Consider the following 16,956-nt stretch of genomic DNA (forward strand, 5'->3'; position numbering starts at 1 on the left):
GTATTATGTACAATAAGTGTTTCTCTTGCATTTATATGCGTTTATTTTTTCTAAGAAAAATAAGTATGATATTTCTCTTTTATTCACTTTAGCACTAACACTTTATAGCTGGATATAGGTATTATACGCCTCCTCTATTTTTCCCGTTTTATTTTTGAGTGGTATTTTATGACATTTTCATTGGGGCAACGTTGGATAAGCGATGCTGAATCAGAACTAGGCCTTGGTACAATCGTTGCTATTGACAATCGCATGCTCACATTATTATTTTCGGCCTCTGGTGAGCAGCGACTTTACTCTCGAGAAGAAGCACCCATAACTCGTGTTCTTTATAATATTGGAGATGAAATATTAAGTCACGATGACCAAACAATATTAGTCTCCACAATAGATGAAATCGATAATCTAACGATTTATACTGGTACAAATATACTAACGAATGAAAAAGTTATACTCAAAGAAACTTTTTTAAATAACTTTATCAAATTTAATAAACCACAAGATAAACTCTTTGCTGGTAAAATTGATAAATTCGAACGTTTCGCTTTACGCTATAAATCATTTACTAACCAATATCAGCAACAAAAATCTCAGCATCGAGGTTTATTAGGTGCACGCGTTGATTTAATCCCACACCAATTTTATATTGCAGAAGAAGTCAGTAAACGCCATGCACCACGAATTTTATTAGCCGATGAAGTAGGTCTTGGCAAAACCATTGAAGCTGGACTTATCATTCATCAGCAAATTATTACAGGCCGCGCCAAGCGAGTTTTAATTATATTACCTGAAAATTTACAACATCAATGGCTTGTTGAAATGATGCGCCGTTTCAACCTTCATTTTAGTATCTTTGATGATAGCCGTTGTAATGATGCTTACGCTGATGGTGTTAATCCTTTTGAAACAGAACAACTTATTCTTTGTAGTCTTAAAATGCTATGCAAAAAAGTCCATATTGAATCGGCTTTAGAAGCGCAATGGGATTTACTTATTGTTGATGAAGCTCATCACTTAATTTGGCATAAAGACAAACCTAGCAGGGAATATCAAGTTATTGAAGCATTAGCCAATGATATTCTTGGCGTTCTATTATTAACCGCAACTCCGGAACAACTAGGCCACGAAAGCCATTTTGCACGTTTACGCTTATTAGATCCCAGTCGATTTTTTGATTATCAAACATTTGTAAAAGAAGAAAAAGCTTATAAACCGATTGCTGATGCCGTTAACTTACTGCTTGAGAATAAAGCAATGAGTAATGAGCAACAAAATGTCATCACTGAATTATTGGCAGAGCAAGATGTGCAACCTCTATTAAACAGCATTGAAAACCTACCACCTGAGAATAGTGAGCGCCAACAAGCACAACATGAATTAATACGCAGTTTACTCGACAGACACGGTACTGGTCGTTTACTCTTTAGAAATACACGCGCGTCTATTAAAGGTTTTCCTAAGCGGATTTTAAAATCCATTGCATTAACTTTACCTGAACAATATAAAACCGCCATGAAGGTATCTAAAATGTTCCGTTCAGGAACTCTTGAAGAACAAGCTTTTAATGCCCTTTACCCTGAGCAAATGTATCAAAAATTTGAAGGAACTAGCGAAAACTCTTGGTGTGAATTTGATCCGCGCATTAGTTGGTTAATTGACTTAATACTACAATTGAAAGATGAAAAGATATTAATCATTACAGCTCAAGCAACGACTACATTAGCGATTGAAGAGGCACTGCGCACAAAAGAAGCAATTAAAGCCGGTGTTTTTCACGAAGGATTATCTCTCATTGAGCGAGATAAAGCCGCAGCTTATTTTGCGCAAAGTGAAGGTGGTGCTCAGGTAATGATCTGCTCTGAAATTGGTTCAGAAGGCCGAAACTTCCAATTTGCACATCATTTAGTTCTTTTTGATCTTCCTATTAATCCAGACTTATTAGAGCAACGTATTGGTCGCTTAGATAGAATAGGTCAACATTGTGACATTCAAATTTATACCCCTTATTTAAAAGATACAGCACAAGCTTTTTTACAAAAATGGTATGAAGATGGATTATCGGCCTTTAGCCAAACAACGCCGACGGGACAAATGGTATATCAAAAAGTCAAAGATCAACTCATTACGTTACTTGCAACGAGCAACAATGATGATAATGAATTTGAAAACTTACTGAGTATTACGCGTACTGAAAATGCACACTTAAAAAAACAATTAGAGCAAGGGCGTGATCGTTTATTAGAAATAAACTCAAGCGGAATACTACAAAAAAGTAATTTGATTGATGATATTTATGAGATTGATCAACGCCCTGAGTTTACAACCTTTGCATTACAACTTTTTGATGTTGTTGGCGTACAGCAAGAAGATCAAAGTGATAACTGTATTATACTGCGTCCGACAGAGCATATGCTTACCCCTAATTTTCCAAGTCTACCCGACGATGGAGCAACCGTTACATTTAATCGTCAAACTGCATTAAGCCGTGATGATGTACACTTTTTAAGTTGGGAACATCCCATGATAACGGGAGGGATGGAAATGATATTAAGCAGTGATACGGGCACTACTTCTGTCGCAATTTTAAAAAATAATGCATTACCCGCAGCCACTATATTTTTAGAATTAATTTATATTGTAGAAGCACTCAATACGGATAATGCGCAATTAAGTCGATTTTTACCTACAACACCTATTCGCTTATTGTTGGACAAAAAAGGTAAAAATCTTGGTGAAAATGTCACTTTTGATAGCTTTAACCGACAGTTAAGCCCGATTAATCGCCATATTAGCCGAAAAATTGCCAATACCTCCCAAACGTTAATACATCAACTGATTAAAGATTCATTACCCATTGCCAAATCTTTAATGCAAAATGTATTAACTGAGGCAAAAGAAAATATGCAACAAACATTACAAAGCGAGCATGATAGATTACAGATCCTACAAGCTATTAATCCGAATATCCGTGAAGAAGAGTTAGAATTTATTCGAGACCAGCAAAGTAACTTTGAAAATATATTAAATAATACACAATTAAAATTAGATGCTATCCGTTTTATTGTTTCAACCCAATCCTAAAACCTAAAAGTGATCATCTGTCACGGTGATCACTTTACCGAGAGACAAAAGAATTAATATGCCAAATTTTGTTTATAACCCACCTAAAAAACCTTATCTCGACATTCTTTATCACGATGAAGATATAGTGGTACTCAATAAACCAGCGGGACTATTAAGTGTTCCCGGCAGAGAAATCAAACACAGAGACAGTTTAGCTCTACGAATTTTACGTGTTTGGCCAAATGCTTGTGTTGTACATCGTTTAGATCTGGCGACATCTGGACTCATTATTTTAGCTATGCGTAAATCTGCACAAAGTCACATCGGACGACAATTTCAAAAAAAAATGATTGCTAAAACATATATCGCGCGAGTAGAAGGTATCATAAAAGAAGACACGGGTTTAGTCGATTTGCCTATCCGCTGTGACTGGGAAAATAGGCCTCGCCAAATTGTTGATTTTGAACAAGGTAAAAGCTCACAAACCCAATGGAAAGTACTATCTCGTGAACAGCAAACAACCCTTGTGGAACTCACCCCCCTTACCGGCCGTACACACCAATTACGCGTACATATGCAACAAATTGGCCATCCAATCATTGGGGATGATTTTTATGCAAGCGTTTTTGGTAAACAACTGTCAATGCAACGCTTAGCCTTACACGCAGCTAAAATTAGTTTAATACATCCGAGCACCGAAGAGCGCGTTAGCTTTTATTGCCCTGCAAATTTCTAAATATTGCAGCTTTCAATATTTAGAAATAAAATGTTTTTTAAATATGACAGATTCAACGTTGGTTCACATCACACAGCTAAAACGAAATAAAAAAACAAATATACTAGTAAAGGATTTTTAACTCCTCATATATAGTATTCATTACACTAACGATCATGGACTTACTATGCAAATAGGTATACCTAAAGAGATCCAAGAAAATGAAAATCGTGTCGCAGCAACACCTAAAACGGTTGAACTGTTGATAAAACAAGGTTTCTCATTTCTTGTCGAAAACAACGCTGGCGCAAACGCAAGCTTTTCCGATACGGCTTTTAAAGAAGCCGGCGCCAACATTTCTGCTGATACGGCACAAGTATGGCAATCAGATATCATTTTTAAAGTCAATGCGCCGACTTCATCTGAAATAGACTTGATTAAAGAGGGTGCCACTCTGGTCAGCTTTATCTGGCCAGCACAAAATCCTGAACTACTTAAACAGCTTGAAGCAAAAAATATAAGTGTAATTGCGATGGACAGCGTGCCTCGTATCTCGAGAGCACAAGCATTAGATGCTTTAAGTTCAATGGCCAATATCGCAGGTTATCGTGCGGTTATTGAAGCTGCGAATGAATTTGGACGCTTCTTTACAGGACAAATTACCGCAGCGGGTAAAGTTCCACCAGCAAAAGTAATGATCATAGGCGCTGGTGTTGCAGGCCTTGCAGCCATTGGAACCGCCGGTAGTTTAGGCGCTATTGTCCGTGCATTTGACACTCGCCCCGAAGTAAAAGAGCAAGTTGAAAGTATGGGTGCTGAATTCTTAGAGGTTAATTACCAAGAAGAAGAAGAAGTCAGCACATCGGGTTATGCTAAAACAATGAGTAAAGGCTATCAAGATGCACAAGCATTAATGATGGCAGAACAAGCTAAAGACGTAGATATTATTATCACGACTGCACTTATCCCTGGAAAACCTGCACCAAAACTAATTTCTAAAGAGATGATTGCATCCATGAAATCAGGCAGTGTTATTGTCGATTTGGCGGCTCAAGCTGGCGGAAACGCTGCATTTACGGTTAAAGATGAAGTTTTTGTTACCGACAATGGCGTGCGTATTATCGGCTATACAGATTTACCGAGTCGACTTGCAACACAATCAAGTCAACTTTACTCCAACAATTTAGTTAATTTAATGAAACTACTTTGTAAAAATAAAGATGGTCTGATTGATCTTGATTTTGAAGATGAAGTTATCCGTGGTGCTACTGTCATTAAAGAAGGTAAGATATCTTGGCCAGCTCCACCTATCAATGTTAGCGCAACGCCAGCGCCTAAAGTAGCACCCAAAGTTGCCACCGTTACTCCAGAAAAAAAATCTAATAAATATATTAAACCCCTTGCCGTATTAATTTTCGCATGTTTATTTGGTTACGTAGCAAGTATTGCTCCAAGTGACTTTTTAGCTCACTTTACCGTATTTATACTTGCCTGCATCATCGGCTACGGTGTGGTTTGGAATGTTGCACATTCACTACATACTCCACTAATGAGTGTGACGAATGCCATCAGCGGTATTATTGTTATTGGTGCTCTATTACAAGTTGGTAGCGATAACGCTATTGTTACCGTGTTATCAATTATTGCAACTCTTATTGCAAGCATCAACATTGTGGGTGGTTTTACCGTCACACACCGTATGTTGAAAATGTTCCAAAAGGATAAATAATCATGTCTCAAGGATTAATCACAGCTATATATATTATTGCAGCTATCCTGTTTATATCTAGCCTTAATGGACTGAGCAGTCAAGAAACAGCAAAACGCGGTAACGTCTTCGGTATCATAGGTATGTTCATGGCGGTCGTTGCGACCGTAGCAAGCTCTCAAGTATCAGGACTCGGTTATATCACTATCGCAATGATAGTGGGCGCTTTAATTGGCGTTCGCTTAGCGTTAAAAGTCGAAATGACATCGATGCCTGAGCTTATCGCTATATTACATAGCTTTGTAGGTCTAGCTGCCACGTTTATCGGTTTCAACTCTTACCTTGACCATGGCGTTCTTATCGGTACGGCACAAAGCATACATAACGTTGAAGTTTTCTTAGGGATCTTTATCGGCGCCGTCACCTTTACAGGCTCTCTTGTTGCTTTTGGTAAATTAAGTGGGCGCGTAAAAAGCACCGCATTATCTCTACCAGGTAAAAACTGGATAAATCTAAGTGCAATGGCAATTTCAGCTTTTCTTCTTGTGAGCTTTGTCGGAGGTGATTTAGGACTAACGGCATTGATTATTATGGCAGTTATTGCATCACTCTTTGGTATTCACCTTGTTGCATCTATTGGTGGGGCAGATATGCCCGTTGTTGTCTCTATGCTTAACTCTTATTCGGGTTGGGCAGCGGCTGCAACCGGATTTATGCTCTCGAATGATCTTCTGATTATTACCGGTGCATTAGTAGGTTCAAGTGGGGCGATACTTTCTTACATTATGTGTAAAGCAATGAATCGCTCATTTGTCAGTGTTATTTTAGGTGGCTTTGGTAATGAAACGTTTGTCCAAAATACTGATGTCGACCAAGGTACACATATTGAAACAAGCGCAAGCGAAGTTGCAGAGACACTATCTATGGCTAAAAACATAGTGATTGTACCTGGTTATGGTATGGCAGTTGCACAAGCACAATATCCAGTTGCCGAATTAACTAAAATATTGCGCAGTAAAGGGAAAAATGTGCGTTTTGGCATTCATCCTGTTGCAGGACGCCTTCCTGGTCATATGAATGTATTATTAGCGGAAGCAAAAGTGCCTTATGATATCGTTTTAGAAATGGACGAAATCAATGATGACTTTGAAAAGACAGACGTAGTATTAGTTATTGGTGCAAATGATACCGTGAATCCTGCGGCGAATGAGCCTGGGACACCTATCTCTGGAATGCCAGTGCTAAGTGTTTGGAATGCCAGTAAGGTCTTCATCTTTAAACGCTCAATGGGTGTCGGTTATGCCGGTGTACAAAACCCTCTCTTCTTTAAAGAAAATTCAGAAATGTTATTAGGTGACGCGAAAGTATCCGTTACCGCTATTTTGAAAAATCTATAATATAAAGAGTACGCTAGCATAAAAAAATCCACATCGTTAACTTAACGGTGCGGATTTTTTATATCCAACTTACCGATAAAAATACGTTTATAAAGACACAGATTTATTTTACAACATCAATGATTATTATGACAAACTTCAATGTTGTAATAACATGCAATCAATGCAGATAACACAAAAAAACAGTCCTCATGACGCATTTTCACCTATCCAATTATAGCGAGTTCAACCAACCACATTGCACTTCATCCACATTTACTCTTTTGAATAGCACCAAAACTGCGCATAGATTTTCTAATTATATCGCCTATTTTTTAATTATATCGCCTATAAAAATTGTGCAAACGTCCTAGACAAATTAAATACATACAAATAATCAACAGATAAATCCTGATGAAACATTACAAATTTTGGGGGGGGCTCACATCATTCAAGATACTAAGATAAAGAAATACAGAAGATAAAAAACTAAACACGTTTATAAATTCTCACCACGAACAATCTATAAAATATTGGGATGCCAACATACGTTATTCATCACCAACAAAAAATAATATATCGAGTCTAAACACATATTATCACTCATGAAAAAGCAGTGCATCAATGAATGTTGCACTGCTTTTAGCGTTCTTTATCGCACAAATACTTAGTACTCTATGAGAGACAATAACCGATAACGTTATCTTTACTAAGCATCTCCTCAGGTAAAGATCCTTCTACGAACTACTTGATAAATCGAGTAATTCACGTAATGCCACTTGGCACATACTAAACTCAGGAATATTAACGGCAAGTAAAGCTTCCGACATACGATACCAACGCTTAACCAGATTTTCGTGTTGCTCTTCCCATATTTCAAAAGCTTTTTCAACGCCACCTTTGTGCCCATCTTTTTTCATTTCAAGCAGAACGGTTTGTGTTAGACGCTTATGTTGCCACTCTAAATCATCTCGCATCGCTTCATGTGCAAGCGCTTGCCAATGTGTTTTAATCGGTAAGCTATGTAATTGTTTTGCCACTTCAAATAACTGCAATTTATCCGCAACAAAGAAATATACTTGAGCTGATAAATACGCATCAATGCTTAACTTATCTGCGACAGAAATAACGCTTAATAGTTCATAGATTTGATCACAACTTGATAATTGATGCGCAAGATCCTTAGGCACGCCACCGTCAGTTAATGATTGCACCAATGAAGCTCGATATGTCATCACATTGCCGATTAAAACAGTATCAATTTCACTACCAACCTCTTTCACAGAATCTTGGTATTTGTTGATTAAAAGTCCCGTATCTAAATCATCACGATGATTACGAATAAGCCAGCGCGTAGCCTGACTTACCATTTCTTTAAGCTCTGAAATTAAATGACACTGTACTGTATAATCAACTTTATTATCCAATGATTCTATTTTTTCCAAAATACTATCTAAGGAAAAAATATCACGAGCAGCAACCCAAGCCTTACATAGCTCTAAGAAAGAACAACCGGAACTTGACATGATTCGATGTGCAAACGTAGCACCCATAATATTGAAGAGATCATTACTCACTTGAGTCGCCACAATTTCATCAATAAGAGGATGTTGATGGATTTCATTTTTATAATTTTTGACTAACGACGCCGGAAATATTTTTTCCGCTTCTGTTAATAAATAAGGATCATTTGAAATTTTGGCATGTGCTAACTCTTCCTTCATTTCATTTTTAGCATAAGAGAGCATGACCGCTATTCCAGGACGCGTTAATCCCTTCTGTAGCTTTTTACGCTCTTTCAACTCATCGTCACTAGGAATACATTCTAATTTACGATTGAGCTTACCTTTGCCCTCTAAATCACTAATTAAACGACAATATTCCTCAAGATGCGTATACCCACTAAGGAATGCAATACTAATACTTTGCGCTTGACGATAATTGTTTTTAAGTACAAGAGAAGAAACTTCACTTGTCATCTTACCTAACCAAACATTACGTTGCTTAACTGTCAAATCACCTTTAGAAACAATCTTATCAAGCAAGATTTTAACATTCACTTCTAGATCTGAGCAGTTTACACCACCCGCATTATCAATGGCATCAGTAAAACACAATCCACCTTTTAATGAGAACTCTATACGCGCACTTTGTGTGAAGCCTAAATTTCCACCTTCACCCACAATAAGACAGCGCAATTCATTACCATTAACCCGTAACAAATCATTCGCTTTGTCACCTACATTCGCATGGCTTTCCATTTCACCTTTAACATAAGTGCCTATACCCCCATTCCAGAGAAGATCGACTTGCGCTTTTAGTAAGAAATTAATTAATTCAGTTGGTGTTACTTGTTTTTGATAAATATCAAAACGCTTCGCCATTTCTGGCGTGACCTTAATTGATTTTGCCGTGCGATTATATATACCACCACCCGTTGAAATCAAATCTTTATTATAATCATTCCATCCTGTTCTTGGCGTTTTAAATAAACGTAAACGCTCGTTGTAACAAGCTTCTAAATCTTTAGGAGCCGGATCAATAAAGATATGTAAATGGTTAAAGGCGCCTAATAAAGTAATTGATTTCGATCTTATCATGCCATTACCAAATACATCGCCCCCCATATCACCAATACCAATAACACTAATCATTTTTTCTTGTACATTAATACCTAACTCACGGAAGTGACGTTGCACACTAATCCATGCACCTCGTGCAGTAATGCCCATTTTTTTATGATCAAAGCCATGACTACCACCTGAAGCAAACGCATCATTAAGCCAAAAGTTACGATCAGTTGCCAAAGCATTAGCAATATCAGAAAATGTTGCAGTACCCTTATCAGCAGCCACTACAAGATACGGATCATCACCGTCATAACGGATCATATCATGCGGTGCTACAATTTCGCCTTTATTCAAATTATCCGTCATATCAAGTAAAGCACTGACAAACATTTTATAACAATGGATGCCTTCACTCATAAACTCTTCTCGGTTCATCGTTGGGCGTAGTCTTTTAGCAAAAAAACCACCTTTCGCGCCGACCGGTACAATCACCGAATTTTTAACTTGTTGCGCTTTAACAAGACCCAGCACTTCTGTACGGAAATCTTCACCCCTATCAGACCAACGCATTCCTCCTCGCGCGACTTTACCGCCACGTAAATGTACACCTTCAAATCGAGTTGAATATACAAATATTTCATATTTTAAACGTGGTAGAGGTAAATCAGTTATCTTATTATGATCAAATTTAAAACTGATATAGTCATGGTTTTTCCCTTCGTTTAACTGGAAGTAATTCGTGCGTAATGTCGCCATGATAAGTTCTACATATTTACGTAAAACACGATCTTCATTTAAATTAGTAACATCATTTAATGATGCAATTATTTCATTTTGACGTTTTTCTTGCTCTTTTAAACTAATAGGATTCTTAAGATCAAAACGTTTAAGAAAGAGTTGTGAAATATCTTTGACCAGTTCTGTATGCAGTAACAGTGTTTTCGCAATACTATAATGGCTAAAACCAAAACAAATTTGTTTTAGATATTTAGCATAAGCACGTAATACACTAACTTCACGCCAACTCATTCCCGCACCTAAAATTAATTTATTAAACGGATCGTTTTCCGTTCCACCATACCAAATTGACAAAAATGCATCGGTAAAAATATCATTATAAGCATCCGCATCAAAATCTTCACCATGCTTGTAAATTAAAGTAAAATCATATAACCAAAATGATTTTTCTCCAACAGGCATAACTTTATAAGGATATTCTTCTGCGACTTTTAAGCCTAAATTTTCTAAAATCGGGATCAAATCTGATAATAATAACGCGCCATTTTGATGAAATAATTTTAATTTAAGATCGCTACTATTCGCTTCAATAGAACGATAAAAACGCAAGGTCATCGAACGATCTTTGCTATTATAAAGCGACTCCATACGCTCAATATCTGCCACCGCAATACGCGAACTAAATATATCTTGGTAACCAGTTGGAAAAGCTAATTGATATTTATGGCTTAATTTAATACCCTTTTCTTCGCCAAAACGTTCAATTAAGACCTGATGTAAATCATCATCCCAACGTTTAGTTAATTGTTTCATTCGATCTTGCATCAATTGCTCTTCGAGCACTTTATTTAAGGGCGATTTTAAACGCAACACTAGACGTAAACGCGCCAAACTAGATTCGCTTAAATACGTTTGGTAATCAAGACTATCGACATCTAACGAGCGACAAATAAGTTTTTCAAATATAATTCTTACATTTGTATTATAAATATCTCTCGGTACATATATTGTGGCAATAACAAATTGTTTATTCGCAGCACAGCGCAAAAATAATTTTATCTCCTTACGCTCTTGTGCATGTAAAACCTCAGTCACATTTTTTAATAATGTACTTTCATCACAAAGTAATAAATCTTCGACAGGATACGTGCACAATATTTGTGCTAACTCTTTGTAATAATGGCTTTATTTTTTAATGAAAAGGTTCATCACATCCTGATTCTTAACACTTAAAGTGGCACAAGAGATATTCACTGTCGGATTCTCTTGTAGAATAACACCATCACCGTTTAGAGTTAAAACACAGCCTTTAGCACAATAAAACACATAACGCTGTATGTTACCCCATAGCTCTAAAGTACCGTTACAATTAGCATAATGGGCTTTTACTAATGATTGAACGTACACCACTTGCTCATGAATGGGTAACAATTGTATATCACTATCCAGTTGCATATGTCGCACCGATTCATAAACCGCCAGCATAAAAATAGGTTGGCTCTTTCGTTTAAATTCTGTATCTATAAAAACATATGATTGATAACTATCTCGCTTTTTTTTCTCCGCCAAATGAATTGTTTATTACTGTATCTAAAATCAAACGATCCTACATATAAATTCAGTTGATGATCACTAAATACATTTTCAATACGCAGCGCAGCTTTAAATATGTGTGTTTTTGAATATCCCATCATTTGAGCTATATCTTGCAAACTACTGTATACAAGTTTTAATTTAAGTTTATATTGCAGATTCATTTTTAGCCTCCATTTTATTTTAGTCACCGGCCTTTTTATTTAACGCCATAATTCGAATAATAAATGTAATTTCTCCGATTATATGGCTAACTATTATAGCTCAGCTATTTTATCGTCGACTCCTCGATGGCAAAAGGTGATGTACTTTCATAAAGACTAAGTAATCTGCACTGCTATATTACTACCTTGGTCGAGGGTTGCCACTGATCAAATACAATGAAAAATGTATTAATAATTCATTGTTTTTCAACCATTTTTATGTGGTCTCATCTTTTCACTAATTACAGATAGGTACATGAGGCCCAATATGAGCTAAGACACAGAGAGTAAGTCTGTTTGAAGATTTAAATCAAACAAATTATCTAGATTATTGGCATCTCACCTCTAGTTAGGCGGAAAAATTCACTGTACCATTACACTTAGCCGACGCAATACATCTAGCCCAGCCTCACTGTATAATGCGATATCACTCAGAGTCAGACCTTACGATAAAGGCGATGTTTAATGCCAACTACTAGTTTAACCGAGCTCTCAGAGCCAAACAAAAATCACCAGCACTTCAAAACATTTAAACCATATGGTTATTTAAGTCAATTTTTACCAGAATCACGAAAGAAGAAACATCTACTCGGCGAACTATTTAACTTTCCCGATAAAATTATGGCGATTGGACGATTAGATCACGATTCCGAAGGCCTATTATTACTCACAACCGATGGTATGATGAGCTACAAAGTCAGAGACAAAGGCATAGAAAAAGAGTACTACGTGCAAGTTGATGGAGCAATCACACACGAAGCCATGTCACTGCTACAAAATAGTGTTGAGATTGGTATTAATGGAGCTAAATATCGAACCCTGCCTTGTAAAGCGTTCAAGTTAGATAATGAGCCACAACTCCCCTCTCGTGGTCGTAAAATTCGAGATACTAGACATGGTCCTACTAGCTGGATATCTATCACTCTCTGTGAAGGAAAAAATCGTCAGATAAGAAAAATGACGGCTGCAGTGGGCTTTGCAACCTTAAGACTGGTAAGAGTTCGGATTGGCGATATCCATATAGACAGCATGATTGCTGGTGACGTTGTTACGCTACCTAATTTTGACGCTGCGCTTAATCGCTAATGCCCAAAACATTAATTCAACCCTTTGTTTAGAAGAACACCGAATCATATCTTGGATATAAAGGAATATTTTAGAGAATAAAGTCAATAAAAAAGCCCGTAAGCATTAGGCTTACGGGCTTTAAAAGTATTTGGGTATTTACATCATACCGCCCATACCACCCATACCACCCATACCACCCATATCAGGCATACTAGAAGATGCCTCAACAGGAATATCTGTGATCATACATTCTGTAGTGATCATCATGCCTGCAACAGATGCTGCAAACTGTAGCGCACTGCGCGTTACTTTAGTTGGATCTAGAATACCCATTTCAAGCATATCGCCATATTCGCCAGTCGCAGCGTTATAACCATAGTTTCCTTCACCTTCTTGCACTCTATTTGTCACAACAGATGCTTCTTCACCACAATTACTCACGATTTGACGCAGTGGAGCTTCCATTGCACGTAAAGCGACTTTAATCCCTACATTTTGATCCGCATTATCACCAACTAGGTCTTTAAGTCTTTCAGCTACACGTACTAATGCCACACCACCACCAGCAACAACGCCTTCTTCAACCGCTGCACGTGTTGCATGTAAAGCATCATCTACACGATCTTTTTTCTCTTTCATTTCAACTTCAGTCGTAGCACCCACTTTAATAACAGCAACGCCACCAGCAAGCTTAGCACTACGCTCTTGTAATTTTTCTTTATCATAATCAGATGATGAAGCGTCAATAAGCTGTTTGATTTGACTAACACGCGCTTTAATCGTTTCTTCGTTGCCCGCACCGTCAATGATCGTTGTTTCATCTTTACTGATAACAACACGTTTTGCTTGACCTAGATCTGAAAGTTGCACTTTTTCTAGATCTAAACCAATCTCTTCCGAGATAACAATTCCTGCTGTTAATACGGCTATATCTTGTAGCATTGCTTTACGACGATCACCAAATCCAGGCGCTTTTACAGCCGCAACTTTTACAATTCCACGCATATTATTAATGACTAATGTAGCAAGTGCTTCGCCTTCAACATCTTCAGCTAAAATAAGAAGAGGTTTAGATGCTTTAGCAACAGCTTCAAGTGTAGGTAATAATTCACGAATATTTGAGATTTTTTTATCAACTAATAAGATATATGGAGCTTCAAGTTCAACCGTACCCATTTCTTGATTAGTCGTAAAATAAGGCGATAAGTAACCACGATCAAACTGCATACCTTCAACAACGTCTAATTCATTTTCCAGACCCTGTCCTTCTTCTACGGTAATAACACCTTCATTACCTACTTTTTGCATCGCTTCAGCAATGATTTCACCAATTTCTAAATCGGCGTTAGCAGAGATTGTACCGACTTGAGTGATAGCTTTGGTGTCAGAACAAGGCGTTGAAATAGCTTTTAATTCAATGACAGCAGCTTTAACTGTTTTATCTATGCCACGTTTAAGATCCATCGGATTCATTCCAGCAGCAACAGCTTTTAAACCTTCGATAATAATAGCTTGTGCAAGCACTGTTGCAGTTGTTGTTCCATCTCCAGCCGCATCATTAGTTTGTGAAGCAACTTCTTTCACCATTTGTGCACCCATATTCTCAAACTTACCTTCAAGTTCAATTTCTTTCGCAACCGTGACACCATCTTTTGTAATATACGGAGCACCAAATGCTTTATCAATAACTACATTACGACCTTTAGGACCCAGTGTTACTTTGACAGCATTAGCAATAACATCTACACCAGCCAACATTCTAACACGTGCTTCATTTCCAAATTTCACATCTTTTGCAGACATATTTTTTTTCCTTATTTGATTAAATCGATTTAATTGTTTGCTTATTTAATTATTCAACAATCGCTAGAATGTCATTTTCACTTAAAATTAACACTTCTTCGCCATCAATTTTTTCTGTTTTAACTGAATAGCCTTCACTAAAAATAACAATATCGCCGACTTTAACATCTAAGGGACGCACATCACCATTTTCTAAAACACGACCATTACCAACTGCAATAACTTCACCTCGAGTTGATTTCTCAGCTGCACTGCCCGTCAAGACAATACCACCTGCAGATGTTGTTTCTTGCTCCATACGTTTTAAAATAATTCGATCATGTAAAGGACGAATAGTCATTTTGTTTCCTTAATAAATATGATTTGAGGTAATAAACATATGGGGATAGTAATTTGAAGTTCAAGAGGATAAAGACTTTTTTTATAAAATATATTAGCAGTGATTATATTATTAGGATGAACGGAGATGATGGTTTTTCGGTTTTTTTGTCAATTAAAAGACAAACACTTACATTTTAAAATGAATACAATTATATTAATTCTGAGCACTTATTATGCTCTGATATTTAATATGCCTTTGGTTATTCTTTTTTTTGATTTAGCAAAAAACAACGCGCCTTTAGTTGCCTATAGTGGTTTTTTTTTATTATTGAGTTGCTTTATCATTCTGTTTTCTTGCCTATCATTACCCTACTTATTTAAAATTGTTCTCATCCCTTTACTATTAACTTCCGCAATGAGTTTTTATGCGACAGAGCAATATAATACTATTTTTGATAGCAGTATGATTGAGAACATTTTAGACACCAATATGGCGGAATCTCTTACCTATTTGAATGCTTACAGCTTACTGTATTTTATATTTTTAGGTGTTTCCCCCGCTGTTTTACTATTTTTTGTTAAAATAAAATATGCAAAAAACATTTTCAAAGAAATATTACATCGCTTATCACTCGTATTAGGAGCCTGCTTATTAATCTTTTTTATTGCTTTTTTTTACTATAAAGATTATGCATCTATCGGCAGAAATAACTCTTATTTAAATAAAATGATCTTACCCGCCTATGCTTTTAATCTATTTAAATACGCAGGACATCAATATTTCAACAAAAAATTACCCTTTCTAGAATTAGGTAATGATGCAACGTTATTACCCACAAAAAACAAAAAACCTAATTTAGTTGTTATTATTTTAGGTGAAACAGCTCGCTCTCAAAACTATACCTATAATGGTTATTTTAGAAATTCATCCCCGTATACCCAAAAACAAAACTTGATCCCGTTTCTAAATACTCAATCTTGTGGTACTTATACCGCGTTATCCTTACCCTGTATGTTTTCAACTATGACCAGAAATAATTACAATAAAGCACGTGCTATAACACAAGATAATCTATTAGATATTCTGCATAAAAGTGGTATTAATATTCTTTGGATAGACAATGATGGAGGAGATAAAGGTATTGCAAATAATTTTAAAACAATTTACGTATCAATGAAAAATCAAGCTCGTTATTGCACTTCTTCTAATTGTGTTGATGAAGCACTCATCGCAGAATTAAAGAAACAACTGACGTTAAAAAACAATATAATATCAGACGATAATCTTATTGTTTTGCATCTAAAAGGTAGCCATGGCCCCACTTATTGGCAAAGATATCCCAAAAACAAAAGTCGTTATAAACCCTCGTGTGATCGCAAAGATATTGAACATTGCACGGATCAGGAAATTAAAAATGTTTACGATAATAGCTTAGCTTATACTGATTATATTATATCGTTAGCAATTAATACGTTACAAAAACAAGAAAACAATTACAATGTAGCATTAACTTACATTTCTGATCATGGTGAATCTTTAGGTGAAGGTGGCTTATATTTACATGGGACACCTTATGCGTTCGCACCAAAAGAACAAACGCATGTCCCTTGGTCCCTCTGGTTACCCCAACAATATGCAACGGCAAATAATATTAATACCGCATGCTTACGTAAAAAAGGAAAATCAGGTGGATTGTCACACGATAATTTTTTCCACAGCATGCTCGGATTACTTGGTGTAAAAACAACAATAAAAGATAACAAATTAGATATATTTTCCTCTTGCGTCCGAGAATAA

General features: G+C 36.5%; 10 protein-coding genes and 1 pseudogene. 6 read left to right on the forward strand and 5 right to left on the reverse strand.

Annotation, left to right across the window (positions count from 1 at the left end; translation table 11 throughout):
* Positions 1-168: 168 nt before the first annotated feature.
* The 4 genes from rapA (at position 169) to pntB (ending at position 6,883) form a co-directional block, all read left to right on the forward strand.
* Entirely contained in the window at positions 169-3,081 is a 2,913-nt protein-coding gene (gene rapA, locus B8W84_RS05850; RefSeq protein ID WP_094752340.1) for an RNA polymerase-associated protein RapA, read from the forward strand.
* Between the two features lie 58 nt (positions 3,082-3,139).
* On the forward strand, positions 3,140-3,799 hold the full coding sequence (locus tag B8W84_RS05855; protein WP_094752341.1) for an RluA family pseudouridine synthase: 660 nt from the start codon (positions 3,140-3,142) through the stop codon (positions 3,797-3,799).
* A gap of 166 nt (positions 3,800-3,965) precedes the next feature.
* A complete protein-coding gene (locus B8W84_RS05860) occupies positions 3,966-5,507 on the forward strand; it encodes a Re/Si-specific NAD(P)(+) transhydrogenase subunit alpha (protein WP_094752342.1) in 1,542 nt (513 codons plus the stop codon).
* Positions 5,508-5,509: 2 nt separating this feature from the next.
* Positions 5,510-6,883: a Re/Si-specific NAD(P)(+) transhydrogenase subunit beta gene (gene pntB, locus B8W84_RS05865; protein WP_094752343.1), complete on the forward strand. Its 1,374-nt coding sequence runs from the start codon at positions 5,510-5,512 to the stop codon at positions 6,881-6,883.
* Between the two features lie 716 nt (positions 6,884-7,599).
* On the opposite strand, the gene B8W84_RS05870 is transcribed toward pntB, so the two are convergent.
* The 3 genes and pseudogenes from B8W84_RS05870 to B8W84_RS05875 all read right to left on the reverse strand — a co-directional run bounded on the left by B8W84_RS05870 (position 7,600) and on the right by B8W84_RS05875 (position 11,625).
* On the reverse strand, positions 7,600-10,995 hold the full coding sequence (locus B8W84_RS05870) for an NAD-glutamate dehydrogenase (RefSeq protein ID WP_374220149.1): 3,396 nt from the start codon (positions 10,993-10,995) through the stop codon (positions 7,600-7,602).
* Positions 10,969-11,343: pseudogene (locus B8W84_RS08235) on the reverse strand (hypothetical protein); the annotation flags it as partial. The pseudogene B8W84_RS08235 and the gene B8W84_RS05870, both read right to left, overlap by 27 nt.
* A 12-nt stretch (positions 11,344-11,355) precedes the next feature.
* Positions 11,356-11,625, reverse strand: coding sequence for a hypothetical protein (locus B8W84_RS05875; protein ID WP_143522284.1), 270 nt, complete (start codon positions 11,623-11,625; stop codon positions 11,356-11,358).
* An 806-nt stretch (positions 11,626-12,431) separates the two neighbouring features.
* Here B8W84_RS05875 and B8W84_RS05885 point away from each other — a divergent pair.
* Complete coding sequence (locus B8W84_RS05885) at positions 12,432-13,052, forward strand: pseudouridine synthase (RefSeq protein WP_094752346.1); 621 nt, start codon at positions 12,432-12,434, stop codon at positions 13,050-13,052.
* Positions 13,053-13,190: 138 nt separating this feature from the next.
* Here B8W84_RS05885 and groL read toward each other — a convergent pair whose 3' ends face one another.
* Together groL and B8W84_RS05895 are read right to left on the reverse strand one after the other, a co-directional pair.
* Positions 13,191-14,837: a chaperonin GroEL gene (groL, locus tag B8W84_RS05890; RefSeq protein ID WP_094752347.1), complete on the reverse strand. Its 1,647-nt coding sequence runs from the start codon at positions 14,835-14,837 to the stop codon at positions 13,191-13,193.
* Between the two features lie 49 nt (positions 14,838-14,886).
* Positions 14,887-15,177: a co-chaperone GroES gene (locus tag B8W84_RS05895; protein WP_094752348.1), complete on the reverse strand. Its 291-nt coding sequence runs from the start codon at positions 15,175-15,177 to the stop codon at positions 14,887-14,889.
* A 126-nt stretch (positions 15,178-15,303) separates the two neighbouring features.
* On the opposite strand from B8W84_RS05895, the gene B8W84_RS05900 reads away from it, so the two are divergent.
* A complete protein-coding gene (locus B8W84_RS05900) occupies positions 15,304-16,956 on the forward strand; it encodes a phosphoethanolamine transferase (protein ID WP_257797920.1) in 1,653 nt (550 codons plus the stop codon).

The sequence above is a fragment of the Psychromonas sp. CD1 genome (assembly GCF_002239585.1).
Lineage (GTDB): Bacteria > Pseudomonadota > Gammaproteobacteria > Enterobacterales > Psychromonadaceae > Psychromonas.

What these genes read in the sequence shown, in the direction of transcription:
- B8W84_RS05885 (WP_094752346.1), top strand. Translation starts at nt 12,432, where the DNA reads ATGCCAACTACTAGTTTAACCGAGCTCTCAGAGCCAAACAAAAATCAC.
- B8W84_RS05895 (WP_094752348.1), bottom strand. Translation starts at nt 15,177, where the DNA reads ATGACTATTCGTCCTTTACATGATCGAATTATTTTAAAACGTATGGAG.
- rapA (WP_094752340.1), top strand. Translation starts at nt 169, where the DNA reads ATGACATTTTCATTGGGGCAACGTTGGATAAGCGATGCTGAATCAGAA.
- B8W84_RS05855 (WP_094752341.1), top strand. Translation starts at nt 3,140, where the DNA reads ATGCCAAATTTTGTTTATAACCCACCTAAAAAACCTTATCTCGACATT.
- B8W84_RS05900 (WP_257797920.1), top strand. Translation starts at nt 15,304, where the DNA reads ATGATGGTTTTTCGGTTTTTTTGTCAATTAAAAGACAAACACTTACAT.
- groL (WP_094752347.1), bottom strand. Translation starts at nt 14,837, where the DNA reads ATGTCTGCAAAAGATGTGAAATTTGGAAATGAAGCACGTGTTAGAATG.
- pntB (WP_094752343.1), top strand. Translation starts at nt 5,510, where the DNA reads ATGTCTCAAGGATTAATCACAGCTATATATATTATTGCAGCTATCCTG.
- B8W84_RS05870 (WP_374220149.1), bottom strand. Translation starts at nt 10,995, where the DNA reads ATGCAAGATCGAATGAAACAATTAACTAAACGTTGGGATGATGATTTA.
- B8W84_RS05875 (WP_143522284.1), bottom strand. Translation starts at nt 11,625, where the DNA reads ATGCAACTGGATAGTGATATACAATTGTTACCCATTCATGAGCAAGTG.
- B8W84_RS05860 (WP_094752342.1), top strand. Translation starts at nt 3,966, where the DNA reads ATGCAAATAGGTATACCTAAAGAGATCCAAGAAAATGAAAATCGTGTC.